The organism is Wenyingzhuangia gilva, from assembly GCF_030519655.1.
Lineage (GTDB): Bacteria > Bacteroidota > Bacteroidia > Flavobacteriales > Flavobacteriaceae > Wenyingzhuangia > Wenyingzhuangia gilva.
The window spans coordinates 374,079-398,524 of record NZ_JAUMIT010000002.1; the positions used below are offsets into that span (position 1 = coordinate 374,079).

The window sequence follows — 24,446 nt, forward strand, 5'->3', positions numbered from 1 at the left end:
TAAAGATGTTTAGCGTTATTCGTCATTGTTTCAAGGATTGGTCAAAGATACAGAAACTATGCTTAACTGCAATAATTTTCTAGAATCCCTTTTGCATACTTGCTGGCAATTTGTTTGGTAAAGGCAGGGAAATCTATATGTGCACTATGGTCTGCCTTGTCTGATATAATTCTAATAATATGAAAAGGAATTTTATATTCATCACAAACTTGAGCCACTGCAGCTCCTTCCATTTCTACACATTGTAAATCAGGAATGTCATTTTGTAATTGTTTTTGTTTGATATTATCGCTAATAAATTCATCACCACTAGCAATAATTCCTTTGATTATTTTAGGATATTTAATTCCGAATTCATTGGCTTCTTCTGGAGAAACATACTCATAATATTGCTCCTTAAATTCCTCAATGCAACTAAATAATTTTTCATCTTCTACAGTTTGAATGGTTGATTTCCCTAATAATGGAATTTCAAATTTTGGAAACAATGGAGAAGCGTCCATATCGTGCTGAATTAAAGAAGTTCCATAAACAATATCACCAATATTTAAGGTCGGATTGATAGCACCAGCCACCCCAGAAAAAATAATTTTGGTAGGTTTAAAACTACTAATTAGTTGAGTAGTAGTAATAGCAGCGGCGACTTTTCCCCATTTAGAAAAAACAATGACTACTTTTTGATTGGTAATATTTCCTGTGTAATATTCTCTATTCCCAAGAACTATTGTTTTTTTGTCTTGTAAAATATCTAAGAGTTCTGCCAACTCATCGTGCATAGCACTAATAATTCCGATCATGTTTTTTTTAGTTGTTAATTGGTGGTTACTGGTTTCTAGTTGATTTTAGAATAGTTATACACTTATTTTATAGGCGTTTGAAGAAATGTGTTTATGAATTTTATCATTGGCATATTTAAGGAACAACCAAGAACTATAAACCAAAACCCAAGAACTAGTTTACAAGATGTCCATCTCTCATGGTTAATTTTCTATCAGCCATGTTGGCTAAGGTTTCGTTGTGGGTAACAATCACAAATGTTTGGTCAAATTTATCTCTTAGTTCAAAAAACAAATCATGTAAATTGGCAGCACTTTCAGTATCTAAGTTTCCACTAGGTTCATCAGCAAACACTATAGCTGGTTGATTAATTAAGGCTCTAGCAACCGCAACACGTTGTTGTTCTCCACCAGAAAGTTGATTGGGTTTACGGTCTGCTTTGTCTTTAATTCCTAAAAAATCTAACAATTCTAAAGCTCTTTGTTTTGTCTCTTCTGTTTTTTTATTTCCTATATAGGCAGGAATACAAACATTTTCTAGGGCAGTAAATTCAGGTAACAATTGATGAAATTGAAAAACAAAACCAATATGCTCATTCCTGAATTCCGATATTTTTTTATCATTTAATTCAATAGGCGAGATGTTATTAATTTTTAATGCACTCTCTTTAATTTCATCAGGTTTATCTAACGTGCTTAAAATTTGCAAAAGGGTTGTTTTACCGGCACCAGAGGGACCAACAATAGCAACTACTTCGGCTTTTTTAATATGTAAATCTATTCCTTTAAGAACAAGATTGTTGTTAAAGGTTTTTTGAATGTTTTTTGCAGTTATCATAATATGTAGAAAGTAACCAAACGAAAGTACTAAAAAAGTTACGATTCTGGCTTTTTTGTTAAATACTTATTTTTTATAGAAAAATATTGTGTGAATGAGGAGGTTAGTGGCAGGTAATTTATATTTTTGATTTTATTACACATAATTTTAAGAGAGAGTTTTATGAATTTACACGAATTTCAAGGAAAGGAAATTTTAAAGAGTTTTGGAGTAAAAGTGCCTATGGAGCTTGTTGCAACAACTCCTGAAGAAGCATTAGAAGCTGCAAATAAGATTCATGCAGAAAAAGGATGTACTGTTTTTGCGGTAAAAGCACAAATACACGCTGGTGGACGTGGTAAAGGAGGTGGTGTAAAAATCGCTAAATCTATCGAAGAAGTTAAAATGTATGCTGAGCAAATCATCGGAATGATGTTGGTGACCCCTCAAACTTCTGCTGAAGGAAAAGAAGTACACCAAGTATTGATTTCTGAGAACGTTTATTACGATGGACCTTCTAAACCAGAAGAATATTATATGTCTGTTTTATTAAACAGAGCTACTGGAAAAAATATGATTATGTATTCTCCAGAAGGGGGTATGGATATTGAAGAGGTTGCAGAAAAAACTCCTGAGTTAATTTTTACTGAAGAAATTGACCCAGCAACAGGATTGTTACCTTTTCAGGCTCGTAAAATTGCTTTTAATTTAGGATTGTCTGGAGCTGCGTTTAAAGACATGACCAAGTTTGCAACTGCTTTATACAAAGCATACGAAGGTTCTGATTCTTCTTTATTTGAAATAAATCCAGTATTTAAGACTGCTGATGATCAAATTTTAGCGGTTGATGCAAAAGTTTCTTTAGATGAAAATGCATTGTATCGTCATAAAGATTATTTAGCATACAGAGATATTCGTGAAGAGCATCCAATTGAAGTAGAAGCAAAAGCTGCAGGATTAAACTATGTTGCTTTAGATGGAAACGTAGGGTGTATGGTAAACGGAGCAGGTTTGGCAATGGGAACCATGGATTTAATTAAACAAGCAGGTGGAGAACCAGCTAACTTTTTAGATGTTGGTGGTACTGCAGATGCAAAAAGAGTAGAGATTGCTTTTAGAATTATTTTAAAAGATCCTAATGTAAAAGCTATTTTGGTAAATATTTTTGGAGGTATTGTTCGTTGTGACCGTGTGGCACAAGGGGTTGTAGATGCTTACAACAATATGAAAAACGCTATTAATGTGCCAATTATTGTAAGATTACAAGGGACTAATGCTGTAGAAGCAAAAGCATTGATTGATGCTCAAGAAGGATTAAACGTAATTTCAGCAGTTGAATTCCAAGAAGCTGCAGAAAAAGTACAAGAAGTATTGGCATAGTTTTCCATTACTTTTATATATTAAAAAAACCGCTTTCATGTATTTGAAAGCGGTTTTTTGATTGTTGTAATTACTGGGTTTATAGTGGTAGAAAACGTTTTAGAAAATTTTAATTAAAAATTACAAATATTACTAAAAGATATATATTGATATCACTACTTTTACGGCGATTATAAAAACACTTATTAAAAAATAACAATGAACTTACACGAATATCAAGGAAAAGAGATTTTAAGTAGTTTTGGCGTTGGAATTCAAAGAGGAATTGTAGCTCAAACTCCTGAAGAAGCTGTTGAGGCTGCCAAAGAATTAACCGAGAAAACAGGAACTAGCTGGTACGTTGTAAAAGCTCAAGTTCACGCTGGTGGTCGTGGTAAAGGTGGTGGAGTTAAGTTGGCTAAAAACTTAGACGAAGTAAAAAAGATTTCTAATGATATTATTGGAATGATGTTGATTACACCTCAAACTTCAGCAGAAGGAAAATTGGTGAGTCAAGTTTTAATAGCAGAAGATGTATATTACCCAGGAGAAAGCGAAACAGAAGAGTTTTATGTTTCTGTATTGTTAAACAGAGCTACGGGTAAAAATATGGTAATGTATTCTCCAGAAGGAGGAATGGATATTGAAGAGGTTGCTGAAAAAACGCCAGAATTAATCTATACTGAAGAAATTGATCCGGGAACAGGATTGTTACCTTTCCAAGCACGTAAAATTGCTTTTAACTTAGGGTTGTCAGGAAATGCTTTTAAAGAAATGACAAAATTTGTGATGTCTTTATATAAAGCATACGAAAGTTCTGATGCTGCCATGTTTGAAATCAACCCAGTATTAAAAACTTCTGATAATAAAATTTTAGCAGTAGATGCAAAAGTTTCTTTAGATGAAAATGCATTATACCGTCATCAAGATTATTTAGCATATAGAGACATTCGTGAAGAGCACCCAATTGAAGTAGAAGCAAAAGCAGCAGGATTAAACTATGTTGCTTTAGATGGAAACGTGGGATGTATGGTAAACGGAGCAGGTTTGGCAATGGGAACTATGGACTTAATAAAGCAAGCGGGTGGAGAACCAGCTAACTTTTTAGATGTTGGTGGTACTGCAGATGCAAAAAGAGTTGAAATCGCTTTTAGAATTATCTTAAAAGATCCTAATGTAAAAGCTATTTTAGTAAATATTTTTGGAGGTATTGTTCGTTGTGACCGTGTGGCACAAGGGGTTGTAGATGCTTACAAAAACATGAAAAACGCGATTAATGTACCAATTATTGTAAGATTACAAGGGACTAACGCTGTGGAAGCAAAAGCATTGATTGATGCTCAAGAAGGATTAAACGTAATTTCAGCAGTTGAATTCCAAGAGGCTGCAGAAAAAGTACAAGAAGTGTTAGCTTAAGCTTACTGCTTTTTATAAATTTTAAAAACCCACTTTCATTAGATTGAAAGTGGGTTTTTTAGTTGAGAGTTGTTTTAAATTGAGTGTTTAAAGAGCTCTTAATTTAGACTCAAGAAGATGCTTATGGAATTTAGAATCTTTAAATTTGTAAGTATCAAATAAAAAATAAAGTATGTCAAAATTATTTACCCCATTAAAAATAAAAAATATCACTTTTAAAAACAGAATCGTAACCTCACCAATGTGTATGTATTCTGCTAAAGAAGGTTTTGCTTCAGAATGGCATTTGGTTCATTATGGTACAAGAGCCATGGGAGGAGCGGGTACAGTTTTTTTAGAAGCAACAGCAGTACATCCTGAAGGTAGAATTAGTTTAGGAGATTTAGGTATTTGGAATGATGAACATATTGAGTCCTTAGAGCGAATTACAAATTTTATTAAAAGTACAGGTGCAGTAGCAGGTATTCAATTAGCCCATGCAGGAAGAAAAGGTAGTTATAAAGTAGAAGGTTCTGATCATAAATTGTTAAGAACAAAAGAAGAAGGCGGATGGAAAGTATTAGCTCCATCATCTATTCCTTTTTCTGAGGAAGCTTTAGTTCCCAAAGAAATGAATTTAGACGATATCAATAATATTAAAGAATATTTTAAAAGCGCTGCCGAAAGAGCTTTAAAAGCAGGATTTCAATTGTTAGAAATTCATGGAGCACATGGGTATTTAATCAATTCTTTTTTGTCACCAGTTTCTAACAAAAGAATTGATGAATATGGAGGAAGTATAGAGAATAGGGCTAGATTATTGTTTGAGATTATAGAGGAGGTAAAAAGCGTTTGGCCATCTAATTTACCGATGGCAGTTAGAATTTCTGCAACAGATTGGGATGAACGTGGATGGGATATAGAATCTTCCGTATGGTTAAGTAAGGAGTTAGAAAAATTAGGGATTGATATTATTGATGTTTCTAGCGGAGGTTCTCTACCTAATGTAAAAATTCCTGTTGGGCCATCTTATCAATTACCATTGGCAAAAGAGATTAGGAATACAACACTATCATCAAATATGTATGTAGGAACTGTTGGGATGATTACAAGTGCAGCCCAAGCGGAGACTATTTTGCTTAATAACGATGCGGACTTTATATTTCTTGGAAGAGAATTGTTAAGAAATCCATACTTTCCAATACAAGCAGCAAAGGAGTTAAGAGCTGATATTGAAATTCCTAAGCAGTACGAACGAGCATTTCCTGGGTAGTTTTAATTAAAAAGACAAGAATAAAAAAAGCTCCGTTTAGAAATAAACGGAGCTTTTTTTATTAAATATCATCAAAATTAACTTCTGTGAAATCTGCAGTTGCCATGTTTTCATCATCGGCATCTTCTTCTTTCTTAAAGTCTTTTTGATGTCTTTCGCTAATAACTTCTTCACCTTTTTCGTTAATGATATAGTCTGTAGCTTGTTTTAATTGTTCCTGAAATTCAACAAAATCTTCTTTGTATAAATAAATTTTGTGTTTTTGGTAATGAAAAGATCCATCATCATGAGTAAATTTTTTACTCTCGGTTACCGTTAAGTAATAATCTCCTGCTTTGGTAGCTCTTACATCAAAAAAATAGGTTCTTCTTCCTGCCCTCAAAATTTGAGAAAAAATTTCTTCTTGCCCTTCTCTTTCTTTCATTATTTAGCTAATTATTGTTATCTACTCAAATATATAAAAATAATTATTTAGAGCACATTATTCTATTTCTTTTTCTTGTAACTGTTGTTCGTACATATCGTGGAAAATTCCTTGTTGGTTTAATAGCTGAGAATGAGTTCCTTGTTGTACGATTTCACCATTATCTAACACAATAACTTTGTCTGCATTTTGAGCTGCACTAATTCTGTGACTCACAATTAACGTGGTATTGTTCTTACTAATAGATTTTAAGTTTCTTAAAATTTGTTCTTCCGTTTCGGTATCTACAGCAGATAAACAGTCATCAAAAATATAAATCTTAGGATTTTTAATAATCGCTCTGGCAATAGAAACTCTTTGTTTTTGTCCTCCTGATAAAGTAACCCCACGTTCACCTAAAATAGTATTGTATTTTTTGTTAAACGCAATAATATTATCGTGAACCACTGCTTTTTTAGCAGCCTCCATCATTTCTTCTTCTGTAGCGTCTTCTTTACCAAAACGAATGTTATTGGCAATGGTGTCAGAAAACAAGAAAGGATCTTGTGGTACAAAACCAATGTTGTTTCTTAGGTGGTAAAGATGATGTTCCTGAATAGGTTGTTCATCAATTTCAATAACACCTGTGGTTGCATCATATAATCTACTAACAAGATTTAAGATACTAGATTTTCCGGATCCTGTTTTACCAATAATAGCAATGGTTTCTCCAGGATTTACTTCAAAAGAAATATTTTTTAGCGCTATAATATTAGTATCATCATAAGTAAGAGATACATTTTTAAATTTAATAGCTCCTTTTATTTCAACTAAATTTTCATTCTGATTGGTGATTTCAGGTTCTTGTTTTAAAAACTCGTTGATTCTTTTTTGCGATGCTTCTGCTTCTTGTACGGTAGAAGTAACCCAACCCACAATAGCCACTGGCCATGTTAACATATTGGTATACATAATAAACTCAGCAATAACTCCAACGCTAATGTTTCCTTTAATATATTCCATTCCCCCCACATACAGTACAATAATGTTTGCAGTACCAATTAGTAAAATCATCAAAGGAAAAAAGAAAGCCTGAACTTTAAATAGACTAATGTTTTTCTGTTTGTTTTCTTCTGCAATATTAACAAAGTCATTACGAGAAATTCCTTCTATAGCATAAGATTTAATTACATTCATTCCAGAAAAAATTTCTTGAGTAAACGTAGTTAGTTTAGATAATTGTTGTTGAACAATGGTACTTCTTTTGTTGATGTTTTTACTTAATATGAAGATTGAAATCGATAACAAAGGAAAAGGAATTAAAGTATAAAAGGTAAGTTTTATATCAATCTGAACCATTTTATAAATCGCCACAGAAAACATCACCAACATATTTATGGTGTACATAATGGCTGGTCCAACATACATTCTAACTTTTCCAACATCTTCACTAATACGGTTCATTAAATCTCCCGTACGATTCTTTTTATAAAAATTTAAGCTCAAACGTTGGTATTGTTGATAAACCTGATTTTTTAAATCATACTCCACCAATCTAGAAGTTACAATAATAGTTTGTCTCATTAAAAAAGTAAAGAAACCAGATAGGGTGGCCAAACCAACAATTAATAAAATGTTGTGTAGTAATTCAGTTTCCACAGCAGCTAAGTCAGTTAGTTTTCCTTTGTGATAATCTGTGGCAGCATTTACAGAATTTTTAACAATCTCGGGTACTTTAACAGCTAAGTATCTTGAGGCTATGGAAATTAAGATACCTAATAACAAACGATATCTGTATTTATAAAAAAATTGATTGATATATTGTAATTCTTTCATAGGAAAGGGGAGTGCATTATTTACGGGTACGAAGATACTATATTCTTGTTATTAAACTAGGTCGATTTCATGTGGAAGCATTACACAAAATGTACCGAAGTAATATTTTTAACTTAATCTTTCAAAATAATTCAATTATGTATTACTTTTGCATACTCAAAACTATAAGTTCTTTGTAAATGATTAACAGAAGACATATTCGTGTAAAGGTGATGCAATCCGTTTACGCAATGATTCATGCCAAAAGTGATAATATTGTTAAAGAAGAAAAATTCTTGAGACAAAGTATTGATAAAATGTACGACTTGTACATCCTGTCTTTAGATATGTTGGTAAGGGTTAATCAAATAGCAGAAAAAACTTCAGAAATTTCTAAAAAGAAGTATTTTGTTACCAAAGAAGAATTAAATCCAAACCGAAAATTTATAGATAATAAAGTCATAAAAACTTTAAAAGAAAGTGTGTCTTTACAAAACTATATAGAAGAAAACAATTTAAACAATTGGTACTTAGATGATAAGTATGTTTCTATTGTTTACAACAACTTGTTGGCTAGTGATTTGTATAAAGATTATATGGCAGAAGAAGAAACTTCTTTTAAAAAAGATCAAAAATTTGCCATTAAGTTTTTTGCTGAATTTATTGCTCCTAATGAAAAATTGGCTGAATATTTTGAAGGGGAAAACATTAGCTGGGTAGATGATATTCCTTTTGTAAATACTTGGGTAGTAAAAACCTTACAAGAGTTAAAAGCTAAAGATGATTTTATTATTGGTAGACTTTATAAGAATAGTGATGATGAGGCATTTGCTTCAGAATTGTTTAAAAAAACTGTTTTAAATTTACCAAAGTTTGAAGAAGAAGTAGCTGATAAAACACCAAACTGGGAAACAGATCGTATTGCAGATTTAGATATGATTTTGATTAAAATGGCTATTTGCGAATTTTTAAAGTTCCCATCAATACCAGTAAAAGCAACCATAAACGAATATTTAGAAATAGCTAAAGATTACTCAACAGAAAAAAGTAGTACGTTTATCAATGGTGTTTTAGATAAAATTTGGAAAGATTTTCAAGAAACAAATAGATTAAATAAAATTGGTAGAGGAACTTTGTAGTAAAGAAACAAACTCATAAGTTTACTGTAAATTTTTAAAGATATAAATTAATCAACAAATAGTTTAAAATGATAGCATTACAAGAAGGAGCCATGAGCCCAATGTTTTTAGTTATAATGGTAATTTTCGTAGTATTTTTTATGATCATTCCACAAGTAAGAAGAAGCAGAAACGAAAAGAAATTTAAAGAAACTTTGGTAAAAGGAACTAAAGTAGTAACTACTGGAGGAATTCATGGGAAATTAGTAGAAGTGAATGAAGGTACCGTAATGATTGAAACCAATGCTGGTAAATTGTTAATGGAAAAAACAGCCATATCTATGGAGTTAACAAAAAAATACAATCTTCCTGAAAAAAAATAATTTTTTAGAAAAGTCATAAATTAAACACCTTTAGAGAAATCTAAAGGTGTTTTTGTTTGTAATAAAAGTACTTTGTTTGGCTTTCATTTCCTATTTTAGCTACTATGAAGAAAAATAAAAAACAAACTATTTTTAAATTCAATAAAAAGCGAGACTCTGTGTTTTTAATATTTGTTTTAGGAACTTTTGTTTTTTGGTTTCTTAATAAATTATCAAAAGAATACAGTCAGGTAATTTATTATCCCATTCATTATTCTTCATTGTCAAAAGAATACGTATTTCAAGAAAACCCACCAAAAGAGTTAGGGTTTAGAATAAAAGCCAATGGTTTTTATTTTTTAGGAGCAGCGTTTAATAAGTCAGAAATTGATGTTTCGGTAAAACATTTAAAAAGAAAAAATAGGTACGACTATTACTTGGTTAACGATGATTTAAAAAAACAAGTAAGAAATTCTATCAAAGAAAATATTACCTTGGTTGATGTGATTTCAGATACCTTATTTGTGAAATTAGGAAAGAGAAGTTTTAAGAAAGTTCCAGTGGTACCAAATATTAATATAGGATATCATTTAGGATATAAATCTTTTTCAGGAAACGTAATTGCTCCAGATTCTATACAAATTTCAGGACCAGAGATGCAGGTAGCTAAAATTGATAAAATAGCTTTAGAGTCATTTAAAAAAATGAATATTCAAGAATCTTTAAATGAAGAGATTGCTATTGTAAAGCCCAACATTCCAAAAATTACTTACTCAACTGAGAAAGTAACTTTAAAAGTAGAGGTTGAAAAAATTACAGAAAAAACATTAACAGTTCCCGTGCAAATTATCAATGCTCCAAGCAATGGTGAAATTGTGGTTTATCCTAAAAAAATAGAATTAAGCTGTTTGGTAAGATTGTCTCAGTTTAATGAAGTAAAAGCTTCTGAATTTTTAGTAGTTTGTGATTATAACAAAAGAACAAGCAAACATATGAAGCCTGAAATAAGACAAAAACCCACCATGGTTTCTTCTGTTAAATTAAATATTGATGAAGTGGAATATTTAATTCTAAAATAAATGATTGTAGGATTAACAGGAGGTATAGGAAGTGGTAAAAGTACTGTGTTAAAAATGTTTGAATCTTTAGGGGTTCCAATATATCAGGCAGATATTGAAGCTAAAAACATTATGGTTCACTCTCAAGAGGTTAAAAAAAAGATCATTCATTTGTTAGGAGATGAATCTTATCAAAATGATGAGTTAAACAGAACTTACATAGCACAAAAAGTATTTAATAACAAAGAATTATTAGCATCATTAAATGCTATTGTTCATCCTGCTGTTTACAAACATTTTAAAAATTTTGTTGCAAAGCAAACCGCTCCATATTTGGTCTATGAAAATGCTATTTTATACGAGAATAAAAGTGAGCATCTTTGCGATAAAGTTATAGTGGTAACAGCAGATTTAGAAGACAGGATTTCTAGGGTGATGAAAAGAGACAAAGTAGATAGAGAAGCTGTATTGGCTAGAATGAACAATCAATGGTGTCAAGAAGATAAAATTAAAAAAGCTGATTTTGTGATTCATAATAGTAATTTAGACGAACTAGCTAAAGAAGTAGCAGTAGTACATAATCAATTATTAAAGGCGAATGAGTTTTAGATAAAATCTAAAATTAGATTATGCATAAATATTAAAATCAACCGTTTATATTTGCTCACGAAGAAGTATTAAAGAATGAAGTATATAATTTTTCTGTTTTCTGCATTAATATCAAGCAGTCTGTTTTCGCAAACTGGAGGTGAGACTTTATATTCTTTTTTGAATATTCCCACTTCTGCCAAGCAAGTTGCTTTGGGTGGAGTGACTTTAACTTCTAGAGATGATGTTTCTCAAACTTTGTGGAATCCATCATCGGTAAACTTAAAAATGGAGAATGATTTATCTTTAAATTATATCAAATATATTTCAGGAATCAATGTAGGATCACTTTCTTATGCAAAATCCATCAATCCTTCATATGGAACCGCATTTTTTGGTGTTCAATATTTTGACTATGGTGATTTAGAAAGAACAGATGCCAGTGGACCAACTGTTTTGGGAGTGTTTTCGGCAAGAGATCTTTCTTTTAATTTAGGATATGGATATACTTTTCAATCTGTTTCTTTTGGAGCTTCATTAAAATATATTTCCTCTAAAATAGATACCTATACCTCGTCTGCTCTTTTATATGATTTAGGAATTACTTACATACATCCTACCAAACCATTGGTGATGTCTTTAGTGTTAAGAAACTCAGGAAATCAATTAACTCAATTTATAGACGATAAAGAACCTGTAAACAACAATGTCATATTTGCTATTGAATATAGGTTAGAGCATGTTCCTATTAAAGTATATGGAGCTATTGATGAATTGAATAATTGGAATATTAGTGAGCCAAATCCATCAAGATCAAAAACAGATTTAGAAAACAATGTTACCCCCGAAACAATTAGTGATATTAATAATGCTTTAAGACATGTTTCCATAGGTGCTGAGTTATGGCCAGAAAAAATGATTAATGTTAGAATAGGATATAATCACCGTAGATCTCAAGAATATCAATTAAACGAAGTAAGAACAGGAGCAGGATTGTCTTATGGTTTCGGTTTCAATACTAAATTTTTAAGATTTGATTATGCTTATGCTAAATTTCAAGAAGGAGCAAAGTATAGCACTTTTGGATTAACTGTACATTTATAATATATGACATCAAAAATAACCATTGCTATTGATGGATTTTCATCAACAGGAAAAAGTACTGTAGCCAAACAATTGGCAAAAGAATTAGGGTATATTTATGTAGATACTGGAGCGATGTATAGAACTGTAGCTTTATATGCATTACAAAATAATTTTGCTAAGCAAGGTGAAGTAGATGCTGAGAAGTTGATAGAAAATTTAGATAAAGTAAATATAGACTTTAAGTACAATGCTCAACTAGGTTTTTCGGAAGTATATTTAAACGGCGTAAATGTTGAAACTGAAATTAGAGGAATGGAAGTTTCTTCATATGTAAGTAAAGTAGCTTCTATTTCTGCAGTAAGACAAAAATTAGTAGCTCTTCAGCAAGAGATGGGTAAAGCCAAAGGGATTGTAATGGATGGTAGAGATATTGGTACGGTGGTGTTTCCAAATGCTGAGTTAAAATTATTTATGACCGCTTCGGCAGAAACCAGAGCACAACGCAGGTTTGATGAACTACAAGCCAAAGGAAATACAGAGGTTTCTTATAAAGAAGTATTCAACAATGTTTTAGAACGTGATACTTTAGATACCACAAGAGCAGATTCGCCTTTAGAAATGGCAAAAGATGCTGTTGAAATAGACAATTCAAACCTATCTAGAAAAGAACAGTTTGATAAAATTTTATTGTTGGTAAACGCTAAGCTTTAAGGAATATTTAAATACTTATGAGTTTGTAAAGAAATTTTCCATTTAGGATTTTTCATTACATAATCTACAATCATAGGAGTCATCAATTCTTTTTTACTCCATTCAGGTTGTAAGTACAATCCACATTTATCAGAAACTTTAGCCGCTTGTTGCTCAGCAAATTCAAAATCACTCTTGTTGTGAATAATCATTTTTAGTTCATGTGCTTCAGAATAAATTCCCTCTAAAGGTAATTTTGTTTTTTTAGGCGATAAACAAATCCAGTTCCATTGTCCACTTAATGGATAAGCACCAGAAGTTTCAATATGTGTTTGTAATCCTTGATTTTGCAAAGAGGAAGTTAAATATTGCATGTCCCACATTAAAGGTTCACCACCAGTAATCACAATAGTTTTATAAGGACTAGCATTTTTAACAATTAAATCAGCATGTGTTGGCGGGTGTAAATTTGCATCCCAACTTTCTTTTACATCACACCAATGGCAACCAACATCACAACCACCTACTCTAATAAAGTAAGCAGCAGTACCTGTGTGCGCACCTTCTCCTTGAATGGTGTAGAACTCTTCCATTAAAGGAAGCATAACACCTTTGTTTACAAGTTCTTTAGTTTTGTTGTCCATTGGGTTTGTTTTGGTGCGCAAAGATACAAGAAAATAAAGAATATAAATTAATTGTTGTTCAAAGCTTTTGTGATCGATATCCTGATGGATTTGTGTAACTTAGTACTTTAAATTTTTAAACTATATGAAAAGAGTATTTGCCCTGTTGGTAGTGATTGTAATGGCAGTTTCGTGCCAGTCAAAAGACACTACTATTGCTTTACACAAAGTTGGACCTATTACTAATACGACAAGTGTTAAAGAATTACCTAATTTATTTAAGAATGATTCTATTGTTTCTAGATTAAGCGAAGGAGATTTAGGAAACATGAACGATTACATTGGAGATAATGATACTTATTTGGTTTATCAAAAAGGAGGGAAGTTGTTATTATCTATATCACCTATTAATCCTTTAGATAGTGTTTCTAAAATTAAGAGTGTTACGGTTTTTAGTGATGAATTTAAAACAAAGCAGTCTGTAGGTTTGGGATCTACTTTTAATGATTTAAATGTGAATCATACCATAGAAAAATTAGAAGCAAGTTTTAAATTGATTACAGTTTTTGTAAAAGACATTAATGCTACTTTTACTATTGATAAAGAAGATGTTGGTATTAAAGTTTTTACATTGGGGAATATTGATAAAAATCAAATACCAGAGAGCTCAAAATTTACATCATTTACGGTTTGGTTTGATCAGGAATAGTGTTCTTATAAAACCATAAAAAAGGCATCCTAAATTTAGGATGCCTTTTTTATGATATAAGGTCTTGAATAATTAAGCTCTGTTTTCTCCAGCCAATAAAGTATTCTTTAATAACATGGCAATCGTCATTGGACCAACACCTCCAGGAACAGGAGTGATAAAAGCTGCTTTTGGTGCTACAGATTCAAAATGAACATCACCTGCCAAACGGAAACCATTCTTTTTAGATGGATCGTCTAAACGAGTAATTCCAACATCAATAATAGTCACCCCTTCTTTTACCATGTCACCAGTTAAGAATTCTGCAACTCCCAAGGCAACTACAATAATGTCAGCCTTTAAAGTCAATTCTTTTAAGTTAGCCGTTCTTGAGTGTGCCACGGTTACAGTAGCATCACCAGCAGCTCTTTTTTGAGACATTAAAATACTCATAGGTCTTCCTACAATATGAGAACGACCAATAACGACTACATTTTTACCAGAAGTAGGAACCTTGTAACGCTCCAATAATTCCATTACTCCATAAGGAGTAGCAGGTAAGAACGTAGGGAGTTCTAAAGCCATTCTACCTACATTTGTAGGGTGAAAACCATCTACATCTTTAGTCGCATCAACGGCTAATAAAACTTTATGCTCATCAATGTGTTTTGGTAAAGGCAATTGTACAATATAACCATCAATAGCGTCATTATTGTTTAATTCTTCTATTTTAGCTAACAATTCAGCCTCTGTAGTTTCGGTTGGTAATTCTATTAGAGTAGAATCAAAACCAACTAACTCACACGCTTTAACTTTAGCTCCAACATAGGTTTTACTGGCACCATCATTTCCAACAATAACAGCTGCTAAATGAGGTGTTTTTTTACCTTGAGCTTTTAATTCTTTTACTTTTTCTGCAATTTCAGCTTTGATGTCTGCAGAGGTTTTTTTACCGTCTAATATTGTCATCTCTTAATTAGTTTACAGTTTTTCAGTTTTCAGTAATCAGTTTTGCAAATGAATTTAAGTTACTTACTTCCGAATCTTTCTGGGTTATTAATCATGTAATTAATAAGCTTGCCTATTTCTTTACTTTTGTTTTCTAATTCAATTGCTTTTTCTTGGTCAATGTATTTACAAGCTAAAGCAAAGTCTATCCATAATTGTGTTTCAGAATTTTCACTATCAGCATCGGAAAGTTTACTTCTGAAATGCTTAATATACTGCCTCTTTCTATAGGCTTCTGCAATAGCAGAACAAACAGCTCTACTTGATCTTACTACTAGTGAAGTTAATGCAAATTGTTCATGTGATGGAAAATCTTTACTAACTTGAAAAACTTCCATAGCTAATTCAAATCCTTTTTGATATGCTAGTAAAGTTTTAAAACTCATCACTTATAATTTAAATAACTGAAAACTGAAGACTAAGTATTGCTAACTTGTTTACATTCCCGGCATTCCACCTTTCATTCCTTGCATCATCTGCATCATTTTTCTAGAACCACCACCTTGCATCATTTTCATCATTTTACTCATTTGGAAGAATTGCTTTAATAATTGGTTTACTTCGGTAATAGAAGTTCCAGATCCTTTGGCAATTCTCTTTTTTCTAGAAGCGTTAATTACTTTAGGCTCTGTTCTTTCTAAAGGAGTCATAGATTTTATAATCGCTTCAATTCCTTTAAACGCATCATCATCAATATCAACATCTTTTAAGGCTTTTCCAGCACCTGGTATCATTCCAACCAAGTCTTTCATGTTTCCCATTTTTTTAATTTGCTGAATTTGACTTAAGAAATCATCAAAACCAAATTGATCTTTGGCGATTTTCTTTTGTAATTTTCTAGCTTCTTCTTCATCATATTGTTCTTGGGCACGTTCTACTAAAGAAACAACATCTCCCATTCCTAAAATACGATCAGCCATACGTTCTGGATAGAAAACATCTATGGCCTCCATTTTTTCTCCAGTACCAATAAACTTAATAGGCTTGTTAACTACAGATTTAATAGTTAAAGCAGCACCACCACGCGTATCACCATCTAATTTTGTTAAAACAACTCCATCAAAATTTAACAAATCATTAAAAGCTTTGGCAGTATTCACAGCATCTTGACCTGTCATAGAATCCACTACAAATAATGTTTCTTGTGGATTTACCGCTTTGTGAATGTTAGAGATTTCGGTCATCAAAGCTTCATCAATTGCCAAACGACCAGCCGTATCTATAATTACTGTATTTTTACCATTAGCTTTTGCATAAGCAATTGCATTTTTAGCAATTTCTACAGGATTTTTATTTTCAATTTCAGCATATACTTCAACACCAATTTGTTCTCCAACAACTTGTAGCTGATTAATAGCGGCAGGACGATAAACATCGGCTCCAACCAAAAGTACTTGCTTGGTTTTTTTAGTTTTTAGATAGTTGGCTAACTTTCCAGAAAAAGTAGTTTTACCAGAACCTTGTAAACCAGCCATTAAAATTACAGTTGGTGTACCTGTTAAATTTACTCCAGCAGTTTCGCCTCCCATTAATTCAGTTAACTCGTCTTTTACAAGTTTTACCATTAATTGACCTGGATTCAAGGTGGTTAATACATCTTGTCCAAGGGCTTTTTCTTTAACTCTTACCGTAAAATCTTTAGCAATTTTAAAGTTTACATCGGCATCTAACAATGCTCTACGTACTTCTTTTAAAGTTTCTGCTACATTTACTTCTGTTATTTTTCCGTGTCCTTTTAAAAGATGTAAGGCTTTATCTAGTTTATCTGATAAATTATTAAACATATGCTGTAATTTACTTTGTTAAAGTTGAGCTGCAAATATACAAGAATATCATAACTTTTAAAGGGTTTATACATAACAAAAAACCCTCCATATTTGGAGGGGTTAATTGTAAAACATAAAAACAAATACTATAATTTTTCTTAAAATGATTAAACGACCATGAAACGAGTTGTTTAACATTTGTTCTCCATAAATTTATGTATTAAGTGTTTAAATATCATTGACTTATGTTAGGTTATTGTGATTTCTTGAATTTTAAGGCTAAAGAATTTACACAATATCTTTTTCCTGTGGTTTTTTTTGGCCCATCCATAAACATATGTCCTAAGTGTCCATCACAAATATTACAAATAATTTCCGTTATAGTATCTCCAAATCTATGATCTTCATTAAAACCAACATTATTTCCTATATGGTTATCAAAGGAAGGCCATCCTGAACCTGAATCAAATTTATTTTTAGAACTGAATAAAGGAGTTCCGCAAGCAGCACAATAATAAGTTCCCTTTTCATAAAAGTGATCATATTTTCCAGAAAAGGCACGTTCTGTTCCAGCTTTTCTTAGAACTTGATATTCAGCTGGAGAAAGAATTTTTTTCCATTCAGCATCTGTTTTAATAATTTTTGTTTGAGCAGAAATACTATTGATACAAAGAATTGCGAATAAGGTAAAAAGGCTAAGTTTTGATTTCATTTTTTTGATATTTAAAAATTAAGTCGAATCTCTAGTGGAATCATTACTTAGTTTTCTGTCAAATGTTATATTTGTGTAAATCAAATTTATTTTCGACATGAAAAAAATAATATCATTAATTATAGTAACATCAATCATGGTAGCTTGTTCTACCGTTCCCATTACAGGAAGAAAACGTTTAAACTTTGTTTCTGATGCAGAGGTGCTTCCTACAAGTTTTGCACAATATGATGCCTTTTTAAAAGAAAACACCATTTCTACAGACAAAGCAAAGACTCAAGAAATTAAAGCTGTTGGAGCTAGAATTGCAGCAGCAGTTGATAAGTTTATGCGTAAGAATGGAATGAGTGCCGAAGCAGATAGTTATCAATGGGAGTTTAATTTGGTAAAAGATGACCAATTAAATGCATGGTGTATGCCAGGAGGGAAAGTAGTTTTTTATACGGGAATTTTACCTGTGGCTAAAAATACGGATGGAATTGCAGCCATTATGGGACATGAAGTTGCCCATGCTTTTGCTAAACATGGTCAAGAGCGTATGAGTTCTAGTCAAATTCAACAATATGGTGCAATGGCTATTGAAATTGGAACAGGAGATGCAGATGCAAAGACCAAAGAAATGTGGAATATGGCTTATGGAGTTGGATCTCAATTAGGAATGTTAAAATACAGTAGAACTCATGAAACAGAAGCTGATAAGTTAGGGTTGGTTTTTATGATCATGGCTGGTTACAACGGAGAAGAAGCAGTTAGCGTTTGGGAACGTATGAGTGAAATTGGAGGAGGAGCTCCACCAGAATTTTTAAGTACTCACCCGTCTAACAGTACAAGAATTTCTACATTAAAATCATATTTACCAGAGGCTAAAAAATTAGCCGCTCAGTATGGAAACTAATAAATAGAGAACTAAAAACAAAAAAGCGATACTTTATTAAAGTATCGCTTTTTTGTTTTTAAAGTTCTTTTAATCTTACGTAAAAATTTTCATCAATTTTTAGTTGTTGGTATTTTCCAATTATTTTTTTCCATTCTTTTTCTTTAGGAATAATCCATTTTTCTTTTCCATTAAGATAAATTTTTAACGGAATTTTGAAATCATCTACTACATTTTCCCAAGTGTAATAAATTCCATCTTTTTTTTGTTTAACAACCAGAGTCGGAATTTTAGTAGTCGTTAAATATTGTTTAAAAAAGCTAGTTAAATCTATCTTAATTTTTTTGTTGATATAATCAATAACTTGATTTCCAGTGACTGTTTGATGATAAAATTCATCATTAAGACCTCTTAAAATGTTTCGCCATTTTTTATCGTTATTAATAATTTGACGTAAGGTATGCAGCATCAAACTACCTTTAGGGTACATGTCCGAGCTACCTTCATGATGTACATTGTAAGTACCAATAATAGGACGATCGTTTTTTACCAGAGCTCTTTGTCCTTGCGCATATTCATTTCCTGCTTTTGTCCCATAATGATAGTCTACAAAAAGGGTTTCGGAATAAGAGGTAAAGGCTTCATGAATCCATAAGTCGGCAACATCTTTACAAGTAATATTGTTGGCAAACCATTCGTGACCAGATTCGTGAATAATAATAAAATCAAACTTTTTACCCCATTCTGAGGTTCCCATTGGGTAGCCTAAATACCCTTTTAAGTATTTATTTCCATAAGCCACACAACTTTGGTGTTCCATGCCTAAATATGGCGTTTCAACAAGTTTGTATCCATCTTCGTAAAAAGGATATGGCCCAAACCAATATTCAAATGCAGCTAACATTTTAGGAACGTCTTTAAAATGTTCTTTGGCTTTGTTTAAGTTGTTAGGAAGTACATAATAATTACAATCTAAGTTTCCTTTTTTTCCTTTGTAAATTTCGCTAAAATGAGCATACTTAGCAATGTTTAAACTAATACCATAATTGTTAATCGGGTTGGTTACTTTCCAAGTATAAGAAGTAGTATGATCTTTATTTTTTTTGGTTTTGATATTTCTACCGTTAGAAACATCCATTAAAGGACTAGGACAAGTTACAGTAATTTGCATGCTTTCCGCTTCATCAGCAGGATGATCTTTACAAGGCCACCAAATACTAGCTCCAATAGATTGATTTGCGGTAGCTATAAAATTATTTCCATTTTGATCTTTGCTCCAAACAATTCCACCGTCCCAAGGAGCTTTTACCGCTTCTTTAGGTTTTCCATGATAATAAATAGTGATTTTTTCTGAAGCATTTATTTCTTGCTTTTTTATTAAATTGATAAAGTGACTAAAGCCGATTTTATGATATGATAGTTTTTGTTTGTTTTGAATAATAGAATCAATCACTAAGGGAGCTTGAAGTTCTATCTGTAAAGTTTGATGAGGTTTTAAAACTTTGTAGGTAATGGTATTACTACCTTTTATGCTTTTGGTTTTAGGAAAAACACGAACATCTAAAGTATATTCTTTTACATCCCACCATATTCGTTCAGGTGTAATACTTCCTCTAAGGCTATCCTGTTTGGTAAAAATGTTTTTTGGGGTAAAATCTTGAGCATATAAAAAACTGCACAAAAAAGTGCAAAGTAGGGTAAACTTATACATAGCAATATTATTTAAAATGTGCTTTTGTGTAAAAAAAGTTAGTCTTGTATAATATGGGTTGTTCCACTTTGTACAAAATCACTTCCTAGATAAGCACCTTTAAATTTATAATAATTATTTTTAATGGCGGTAATTCTTACCTTAAAAGGAATACTGTCTAATTTACTTTGTGGATTTACTTTAAGTAATTCATATTCAAAGTTAGAAATCCATCGAATATGAAAAGTATCTGTTTTATTTTTGTAAGTTTCTATTTGTAAGTCTTTGGTTCTGTAAAAATTAGAACTGTCTTTTCTTTCTCCCAAATAGGTTTTAAAATGTCCTTCTCTAAAAGACAAAACATCCGTTTTGTTTCCTGTATTACAGGAAATAAAAACGGATGCTGATATGATATATAGTAGAAACCTCATTAATTAAATTCCTGTATAGTTAGCTGGAGTAATGACTTTTAATTCAGCTTTAATTTGATCAGAAACCTCTAAAGTATCAATAAAGTTAGCAATGGTTTCTCCTGTAATCTTTTCGTTTACACGAGTCAATCCTTTTAATGCTTCGTAAGGATTTGGATATGCCTCTCTACGTAAAATTGTTTGAATTGCCTCGGCAACAACTGCCCAGTTATTCTCTAAATCTCTAGCAAAAGCATCACGGTTAATCAATAATTTACCTAAACCTTTTAAAGTAGAAGCAAAACCAATTAAAGTATGTCCAAAAGGAACTCCAATATTTCTTAATACGGTAGAATCTGTTAAATCACGTTGTAATCTAGAAACTGGTAATTTAATTGCCAAGTGTTCAAAAATAGCATTGGCAATTCCTAGGTTTCCTTCAGAGTTTTCAAAATCAATAGGGTTTACTTTGTGTGGCATGGCAGATGAACCTACTTCTCCTTTTTTGATTTTTTGTTTAAAGTAGTCGTTAGAAACATATGTCCAAACATCTCTATCTAAATCAATAATAATGGTATTGATTCTTTTTACGGCATCAAAAATAGCAGCCATATGGTCATAGTGCTCAATTTGTGTTGTAGGAAAAGAGTGGTGTAAACCTAATTTATTTTCTACAAAGTCAGTTCCAAAAGATTTCCAATCGATATTTGGATATGCTACGTGGTGTGCATTGTAGTTTCCTGTTGCTCCACCAAATTTTGCTGCGTGAGGCACTTGTTTTAACAAAGTGATTTGTTGCTTGATACGTTCTACAAAAACCATGATTTCTTTACCTAAACGGGTAGGTGAGGCCGGTTGTCCGTGGGTACGTGCCAACATAGAAACATCATTCCATTCAGTAGCCAATTCTTTTAATTTGTTTACTACCGCTTCTAATTCAGCATTGTAAACTTCATCAAACATATCTTTGATAGATAAAGGAATGGCGGTGTTGTTTATATCTTGAGAAGTCAATCCAAAATGAATAAATTCTTTAAAAGGTTGTAATTCTAAAGCATCAAACTTTTCTTTAATAAAATACTCAACCGCTTTTACATCGTGGTTGGTTACTTTTTCAATGTCTTTAATTTTTTGAGCATCAGCAGTAGTAAAATTTTGATAAATCTTTCTTAAATCTGCATATAAATTTGTGTTAAAATCCTCTAATTGTGGTAATGGAATTTCGCACAAAGCAATAAAATACTCAATTTCAACTTTTACTCTGTATTTAATTAATGCTTCTTCAGAATAGTAGGCAGCTAAAGATTCTACTTTTCCTCTATATCTTCCATCAATAGGAGAGATGGCATTTAAATTTGATAAACTCATGTTTTTGTAAATATGTTTAAGCGACAAAAGTACGTCAAATTAAGAAAAGTTAAAAGATGTTTTTTTGTAATCCTTAAACTTTGTAATTTCCATTTTTTTATAAGTAAAGATAATGGTTACAACACTAGTCTAAGTCTTGCGTTATAGAGAATATCATCACGTTAAAAAATAGTTTCATGTATAAAAAAAGTGTATTCTTTTTATTGTTTTGTTTGCCTTTGTTCCTTTTTGCTCAAGAAATTAACAAGTTTGATGCCCAAGGAAAGCGACATGGCTTTTGGGAAAAAAGATATGATTCAGGTAGAGTTCGTTATTCTGGAACTTTTGAACATGGAAAAGAAGTAGGCGAATTTTTGTTCTACGAAAATAAAATCATCAATAATTATCCAAGCATTAGGAAGTTTTTTGATGATAAATCTGATAAAGCAGATGTTACTTTTTATGACCTCTATGGTAAAAAGAAAAGTGAAGGAACCATGGTTGGTAAAAACAGGGTTGGTGTTTGGAAATACTATGGTTATAAAGGTAAACTTATTTTAGTTGAGCATTATGAAAACAATCAATTAAATGGGGAAAGAAAAGTTTTTTATACCAATGATAGTATTGCCGAAATTAGTGAGTATAAAAACGGAAAATTAGATGGTGTTACGGCTCGTTACTCTAAAGATGGAATTAAGTTACATGAAATGACCTATCAAAATGGTTTGCTACATGGACGTTCAACTTTTTTTGAAGTGAATGGAAATATTAAAGAGTCTGGATTGTATTACAAAGATTATAAAGTAGGACGATGGGATTACTATATTAATGGAGAATACATGGGATACAAAGAGCCTAATAAAAAAAGAGACCGTCCGTCTGATGAAGCTATTTTAGCTAGTATTGATGAAAAAGCAGAGAACCCTAAAGAATATCCTGAAATTACAGACGAAGATATATTAGCAAACATAGAACGAAAAAAAGAAAAAGAATATTCATATGATTCTCCTTCGGATGAAGAAATTTTAAAAAATATAAAAAGAAAAAAAGCAACTAAAAAAGAATATTTTAAAGCTACAGATGATGAGATTTTAAGAAGTATTGCCTCCAAAATGGAAGCTAAAATAAAAGAAATAAAAAGGGTAGAGGATGCTGAAATTTTAAAAAATATCCAAAAAAAGAAAGAGCAAGAAGAAAAGGATAGAATTAGAAAACTAACTGATGAAGAGATTTTAGAAAACATTAAAAGGAAACAAAAAGAAAGTGAAAAATAAAAGAAAAGCTTGCTTGTCCAACACGGATAAACAAGCTTTTTTTTGATCTATTGTTTAGGTTTCTAACTCTTATTTTTATACTATCTTTGTAACCTCAATTTTTTGAATATGAAACGTGTAGTAGTTGGACTTTCAGGAGGAGTAGATAGTAGTGTTGCAGCGCATTTGCTACAGCAACAAGGATATGAAGTGATTGGTTTGTTTATGAAAAACTGGCATGATGATTCTGTAACTATTTCAAACGAATGTCCTTGGTTAGAAGATAGTAACGATGCCATGTTGGTGGCAGAAAAACTAGGAATTCCTTTTCAGGTAGTTGACTTGAGTGAGGAGTACAAAGATCGTATTGTAAACTACATGTTTAAGGAATATGAATTAGGAAGAACACCAAATCCTGATGTGCTTTGTAATCGTGAAATTAAGTTTGATGTGTTTATGAAAATTGCATTGAGTTTAGGAGCAGATTATGTAGCTACAGGACATTATTGTCGCAGAGGAATTACACAAGATACAAACGGAAAAGAAGTATATCAACTAAAAGCTGGGGTTGATAACAATAAAGATCAATCTTACTTTTTGTGCCAATTGTCACAAGAGCAATTGTCTAAAGCCTTGTTCCCAATTGGAGAACTAACCAAACCAGAAGTAAGAGAAATTGCTAAGGAGTTAGATTTGGTAACGGCTGAGAAAAAAGATTCACAAGGTTTATGTTTTATTGGTAAAGTACGTTTGCCAGAATTTTTACAACAAAAACTACAACCTAAAGAAGGAGTTATTGTTCAGATTCCAAATACTTTTGATGGATACACGAGAGAAATTCCTGTGTTTGAAAATAAGTTAGAAGAATTGGCTTTCCATAGCCAAAAACACACTTATTCTGTTGCTAACGGAAAAATAGTTGCAAAACACCAAGGAGCACATTATTTTACCAAAGGTCAGCGTAAAGGTTTGGCAGTAGGTGGAACACAAGAACCTCTGTTTGTGATTGAAACGGATGTAAACGAAAATGTAATCTATACAGGAGAAGGTAAAAATCACCCAGGCTTATACAGAAAAGTATTGTTTGTTAGTAATGAAGAGTTGCATTGGATTCGTGAAGATTTAGCTTTAAAAACTGGAGAATCTATGGAAGTGTTGGCAAGAATTCGTTATCGTCAACCCTTAGAAAAAGCAACTTTATACCAAGTACCAAATGGAATGTATGTGGAGTTTGAAAATCCACAATCAGCTATTCAAGAAGGACAATTTGTAGCTTGGCATTTAGAAGATGAGCTTTTAGGATCAGGAGTAATTGCGTAACTTCACTACAAACTA

Annotated in this window: 25 protein-coding genes; 13 read left to right on the forward strand and 12 right to left on the reverse strand. The window is 31.8% G+C overall.

The features are described from left to right. Positions 1–62: 62 nt before the first annotated feature. Both QVZ41_RS06740 and QVZ41_RS06745 read right to left on the reverse strand, forming a co-directional pair. Complete coding sequence (locus tag QVZ41_RS06740; protein WP_302883783.1) at positions 63–797, reverse strand: 5'-methylthioadenosine/adenosylhomocysteine nucleosidase; 735 nt, start codon at positions 795–797, stop codon at positions 63–65. 154 nt (positions 798–951) lie between these two features. Continuing rightward, the gene (locus QVZ41_RS06745; protein WP_302883784.1) at positions 952–1,614 is read right to left on the reverse strand and encodes an ABC transporter ATP-binding protein; all 663 of its coding nucleotides are present in this window, start codon (positions 1,612–1,614) and stop codon (positions 952–954) included. Positions 1,615–1,776: 162 nt separating this feature from the next. On the opposite strand from QVZ41_RS06745, the gene sucC (QVZ41_RS06750) reads away from it, so the two are divergent. From sucC (QVZ41_RS06750) to namA, 3 genes are all read left to right on the forward strand, one after another. After that, entirely contained in the window at positions 1,777–2,973 is a 1,197-nt protein-coding gene (sucC, locus tag QVZ41_RS06750; protein ID WP_302883785.1) for an ADP-forming succinate--CoA ligase subunit beta, read from the forward strand. Between the two features lie 198 nt (positions 2,974–3,171). Next, the gene (gene sucC, locus QVZ41_RS06755; RefSeq protein WP_302883786.1) at positions 3,172–4,368 is read left to right on the forward strand and encodes an ADP-forming succinate--CoA ligase subunit beta; all 1,197 of its coding nucleotides are present in this window, start codon (positions 3,172–3,174) and stop codon (positions 4,366–4,368) included. 172 nt (positions 4,369–4,540) lie between these two features. Next, entirely contained in the window at positions 4,541–5,620 is a 1,080-nt protein-coding gene (namA, locus tag QVZ41_RS06760; protein WP_302883787.1) for an NADPH dehydrogenase NamA, read from the forward strand. 61 nt (positions 5,621–5,681) lie between these two features. Here the strand turns inward: namA and QVZ41_RS06765 are convergent, their stop codons facing one another. Both QVZ41_RS06765 and QVZ41_RS06770 read right to left on the reverse strand, forming a co-directional pair. Then, positions 5,682–6,044, reverse strand: a complete 363-nt coding sequence (locus QVZ41_RS06765) for a PUR family DNA/RNA-binding protein (RefSeq protein ID WP_302883788.1) — start codon at positions 6,042–6,044, stop codon at positions 5,682–5,684. Positions 6,045–6,101: 57 nt separating this feature from the next. Next, positions 6,102–7,859, reverse strand: coding sequence for an ABC transporter ATP-binding protein (locus QVZ41_RS06770; RefSeq protein WP_302883790.1), 1,758 nt, complete (start codon positions 7,857–7,859; stop codon positions 6,102–6,104). 179 nt (positions 7,860–8,038) lie between these two features. Here QVZ41_RS06770 and nusB point away from each other — a divergent pair, with 179 nt between their 5' ends. The 6 genes from nusB (at position 8,039) to cmk (ending at position 12,761) form a co-directional block, all read left to right on the forward strand. Then, positions 8,039–8,977 (forward strand): transcription antitermination factor NusB, encoded by a 939-nt coding sequence (nusB, locus tag QVZ41_RS06775; RefSeq protein WP_302883791.1) that lies wholly within the window; start codon positions 8,039–8,041, stop codon positions 8,975–8,977. A 68-nt stretch (positions 8,978–9,045) separates the two neighbouring features. Then, the gene (gene yajC / locus QVZ41_RS06780; RefSeq protein WP_302883792.1) at positions 9,046–9,339 is read left to right on the forward strand and encodes a preprotein translocase subunit YajC; all 294 of its coding nucleotides are present in this window, start codon (positions 9,046–9,048) and stop codon (positions 9,337–9,339) included. Between the two features lie 104 nt (positions 9,340–9,443). Next, a complete protein-coding gene (locus QVZ41_RS06785; RefSeq protein ID WP_302883793.1) occupies positions 9,444–10,397 on the forward strand; it encodes a YbbR-like domain-containing protein in 954 nt (317 codons plus the stop codon). Beyond that, the gene (coaE, locus tag QVZ41_RS06790; protein WP_302883794.1) at positions 10,398–10,985 is read left to right on the forward strand and encodes a dephospho-CoA kinase; all 588 of its coding nucleotides are present in this window, start codon (positions 10,398–10,400) and stop codon (positions 10,983–10,985) included. A gap of 75 nt (positions 10,986–11,060) precedes the next feature. Further along, positions 11,061–12,068 (forward strand): type IX secretion system protein PorQ, encoded by a 1,008-nt coding sequence (gene porQ / locus QVZ41_RS06795; RefSeq protein ID WP_302883795.1) that lies wholly within the window; start codon positions 11,061–11,063, stop codon positions 12,066–12,068. 3 nt (positions 12,069–12,071) lie between these two features. Further along, positions 12,072–12,761 carry a (d)CMP kinase gene (gene cmk / locus QVZ41_RS06800; protein ID WP_302883796.1) on the forward strand — a complete coding sequence of 230 codons (690 nt, stop codon included), beginning with the start codon at positions 12,072–12,074 and terminating at the stop codon, positions 12,759–12,761. Here the strand turns inward: cmk and QVZ41_RS06805 are convergent. After that, positions 12,758–13,384: a 7-carboxy-7-deazaguanine synthase QueE gene (locus QVZ41_RS06805; RefSeq protein WP_302883797.1), complete on the reverse strand. Its 627-nt coding sequence runs from the start codon at positions 13,382–13,384 to the stop codon at positions 12,758–12,760. The two genes, cmk and QVZ41_RS06805, sit on opposite strands and share 4 nt — an antisense overlap. 124 nt (positions 13,385–13,508) lie before the next feature. Between QVZ41_RS06805 and QVZ41_RS06810 the strand changes: the two genes are divergently transcribed. Further along, on the forward strand, positions 13,509–14,072 hold the full coding sequence (locus QVZ41_RS06810) for a hypothetical protein (protein ID WP_302883798.1): 564 nt from the start codon (positions 13,509–13,511) through the stop codon (positions 14,070–14,072). Positions 14,073–14,144: 72 nt separating this feature from the next. Here the strand turns inward: QVZ41_RS06810 and QVZ41_RS06815 are convergent, their stop codons facing one another. The 4 genes from QVZ41_RS06815 to msrB all read right to left on the reverse strand — a co-directional run bounded on the left by QVZ41_RS06815 (position 14,145) and on the right by msrB (position 17,537). After that, entirely contained in the window at positions 14,145–15,020 is an 876-nt protein-coding gene (locus tag QVZ41_RS06815; RefSeq protein WP_302883799.1) for a bifunctional 5,10-methylenetetrahydrofolate dehydrogenase/5,10-methenyltetrahydrofolate cyclohydrolase, read from the reverse strand. 59 nt (positions 15,021–15,079) lie between these two features. After that, positions 15,080–15,445 carry a four helix bundle protein gene (locus QVZ41_RS06820; RefSeq protein ID WP_302883800.1) on the reverse strand — a complete coding sequence of 122 codons (366 nt, stop codon included), beginning with the start codon at positions 15,443–15,445 and terminating at the stop codon, positions 15,080–15,082. Positions 15,446–15,496: 51 nt separating this feature from the next. Beyond that, positions 15,497–16,843, reverse strand: coding sequence for a signal recognition particle protein (gene ffh / locus QVZ41_RS06825; protein WP_302883801.1), 1,347 nt, complete (start codon positions 16,841–16,843; stop codon positions 15,497–15,499). Between the two features lie 235 nt (positions 16,844–17,078). Then, positions 17,079–17,537, reverse strand: coding sequence for a peptide-methionine (R)-S-oxide reductase MsrB (gene msrB, locus QVZ41_RS06830; RefSeq protein ID WP_302883802.1), 459 nt, complete (start codon positions 17,535–17,537; stop codon positions 17,079–17,081). A 97-nt stretch (positions 17,538–17,634) separates the two neighbouring features. Between msrB and QVZ41_RS06835 the strand changes: the two genes are divergently transcribed. Beyond that, positions 17,635–18,432, forward strand: a complete 798-nt coding sequence (locus QVZ41_RS06835; protein WP_302883803.1) for a M48 family metallopeptidase — start codon at positions 17,635–17,637, stop codon at positions 18,430–18,432. Positions 18,433–18,490: 58 nt separating this feature from the next. Here the strand turns inward: QVZ41_RS06835 and QVZ41_RS06840 are convergent, their stop codons facing one another. The 3 genes from QVZ41_RS06840 to purB are packed head-to-tail and all read right to left on the reverse strand — an operon-like array spanning position 18,491 to position 21,879. Beyond that, positions 18,491–20,122, reverse strand: a complete 1,632-nt coding sequence (locus tag QVZ41_RS06840; protein ID WP_302883804.1) for a M1 family metallopeptidase — start codon at positions 20,120–20,122, stop codon at positions 18,491–18,493. A gap of 38 nt (positions 20,123–20,160) precedes the next feature. After that, positions 20,161–20,532 carry a hypothetical protein gene (locus QVZ41_RS06845; protein WP_302883805.1) on the reverse strand — a complete coding sequence of 124 codons (372 nt, stop codon included), beginning with the start codon at positions 20,530–20,532 and terminating at the stop codon, positions 20,161–20,163. A gap of 3 nt (positions 20,533–20,535) precedes the next feature. Then, on the reverse strand, positions 20,536–21,879 hold the full coding sequence (purB, locus tag QVZ41_RS06850; protein WP_302883806.1) for an adenylosuccinate lyase: 1,344 nt from the start codon (positions 21,877–21,879) through the stop codon (positions 20,536–20,538). Between the two features lie 176 nt (positions 21,880–22,055). On the opposite strand from purB, the gene QVZ41_RS06855 reads away from it, so the two are divergent. Continuing rightward, on the forward strand, positions 22,056–23,132 hold the full coding sequence (locus QVZ41_RS06855; RefSeq protein WP_302883807.1) for a toxin-antitoxin system YwqK family antitoxin: 1,077 nt from the start codon (positions 22,056–22,058) through the stop codon (positions 23,130–23,132). A 108-nt stretch (positions 23,133–23,240) separates the two neighbouring features. Next, positions 23,241–24,431, forward strand: coding sequence for a tRNA 2-thiouridine(34) synthase MnmA (gene mnmA, locus QVZ41_RS06860; protein WP_302883808.1), 1,191 nt, complete (start codon positions 23,241–23,243; stop codon positions 24,429–24,431). The last annotated feature ends 15 nt before the right edge of the window (positions 24,432–24,446 follow it).

Excerpts from the sequence above, each read along its gene's own strand:
- QVZ41_RS06740 (WP_302883783.1), bottom strand. The coding sequence starts at position 797 with ATGATCGGAATTATTAGTGCTATGCACGATGAGTTGGCAGAACTCTTA.
- QVZ41_RS06745 (WP_302883784.1), bottom strand. The coding sequence starts at position 1,614 with ATGATAACTGCAAAAAACATTCAAAAAACCTTTAACAACAATCTTGTT.
- sucC (WP_302883785.1), top strand. The coding sequence starts at position 1,777 with ATGAATTTACACGAATTTCAAGGAAAGGAAATTTTAAAGAGTTTTGGA.
- sucC (WP_302883786.1), top strand. The coding sequence starts at position 3,172 with ATGAACTTACACGAATATCAAGGAAAAGAGATTTTAAGTAGTTTTGGC.
- namA (WP_302883787.1), top strand. The coding sequence starts at position 4,541 with ATGTCAAAATTATTTACCCCATTAAAAATAAAAAATATCACTTTTAAA.
- QVZ41_RS06765 (WP_302883788.1), bottom strand. The coding sequence starts at position 6,044 with ATGAAAGAAAGAGAAGGGCAAGAAGAAATTTTTTCTCAAATTTTGAGG.
- QVZ41_RS06770 (WP_302883790.1), bottom strand. The coding sequence starts at position 7,859 with ATGAAAGAATTACAATATATCAATCAATTTTTTTATAAATACAGATAT.
- nusB (WP_302883791.1), top strand. The coding sequence starts at position 8,039 with ATGATTAACAGAAGACATATTCGTGTAAAGGTGATGCAATCCGTTTAC.
- yajC (WP_302883792.1), top strand. The coding sequence starts at position 9,046 with ATGATAGCATTACAAGAAGGAGCCATGAGCCCAATGTTTTTAGTTATA.
- QVZ41_RS06785 (WP_302883793.1), top strand. The coding sequence starts at position 9,444 with ATGAAGAAAAATAAAAAACAAACTATTTTTAAATTCAATAAAAAGCGA.
- coaE (WP_302883794.1), top strand. The coding sequence starts at position 10,398 with ATGATTGTAGGATTAACAGGAGGTATAGGAAGTGGTAAAAGTACTGTG.
- porQ (WP_302883795.1), top strand. The coding sequence starts at position 11,061 with ATGAAGTATATAATTTTTCTGTTTTCTGCATTAATATCAAGCAGTCTG.
- cmk (WP_302883796.1), top strand. The coding sequence starts at position 12,072 with ATGACATCAAAAATAACCATTGCTATTGATGGATTTTCATCAACAGGA.
- QVZ41_RS06805 (WP_302883797.1), bottom strand. The coding sequence starts at position 13,384 with ATGGACAACAAAACTAAAGAACTTGTAAACAAAGGTGTTATGCTTCCT.
- QVZ41_RS06810 (WP_302883798.1), top strand. The coding sequence starts at position 13,509 with ATGAAAAGAGTATTTGCCCTGTTGGTAGTGATTGTAATGGCAGTTTCG.
- QVZ41_RS06815 (WP_302883799.1), bottom strand. The coding sequence starts at position 15,020 with ATGACAATATTAGACGGTAAAAAAACCTCTGCAGACATCAAAGCTGAA.
- QVZ41_RS06820 (WP_302883800.1), bottom strand. The coding sequence starts at position 15,445 with ATGAGTTTTAAAACTTTACTAGCATATCAAAAAGGATTTGAATTAGCT.
- ffh (WP_302883801.1), bottom strand. The coding sequence starts at position 16,843 with ATGTTTAATAATTTATCAGATAAACTAGATAAAGCCTTACATCTTTTA.
- msrB (WP_302883802.1), bottom strand. The coding sequence starts at position 17,537 with ATGAAATCAAAACTTAGCCTTTTTACCTTATTCGCAATTCTTTGTATC.
- QVZ41_RS06835 (WP_302883803.1), top strand. The coding sequence starts at position 17,635 with ATGAAAAAAATAATATCATTAATTATAGTAACATCAATCATGGTAGCT.
- QVZ41_RS06840 (WP_302883804.1), bottom strand. The coding sequence starts at position 20,122 with ATGTATAAGTTTACCCTACTTTGCACTTTTTTGTGCAGTTTTTTATAT.
- QVZ41_RS06845 (WP_302883805.1), bottom strand. The coding sequence starts at position 20,532 with ATGAGGTTTCTACTATATATCATATCAGCATCCGTTTTTATTTCCTGT.
- purB (WP_302883806.1), bottom strand. The coding sequence starts at position 21,879 with ATGAGTTTATCAAATTTAAATGCCATCTCTCCTATTGATGGAAGATAT.
- QVZ41_RS06855 (WP_302883807.1), top strand. The coding sequence starts at position 22,056 with ATGTATAAAAAAAGTGTATTCTTTTTATTGTTTTGTTTGCCTTTGTTC.
- mnmA (WP_302883808.1), top strand. The coding sequence starts at position 23,241 with ATGAAACGTGTAGTAGTTGGACTTTCAGGAGGAGTAGATAGTAGTGTT.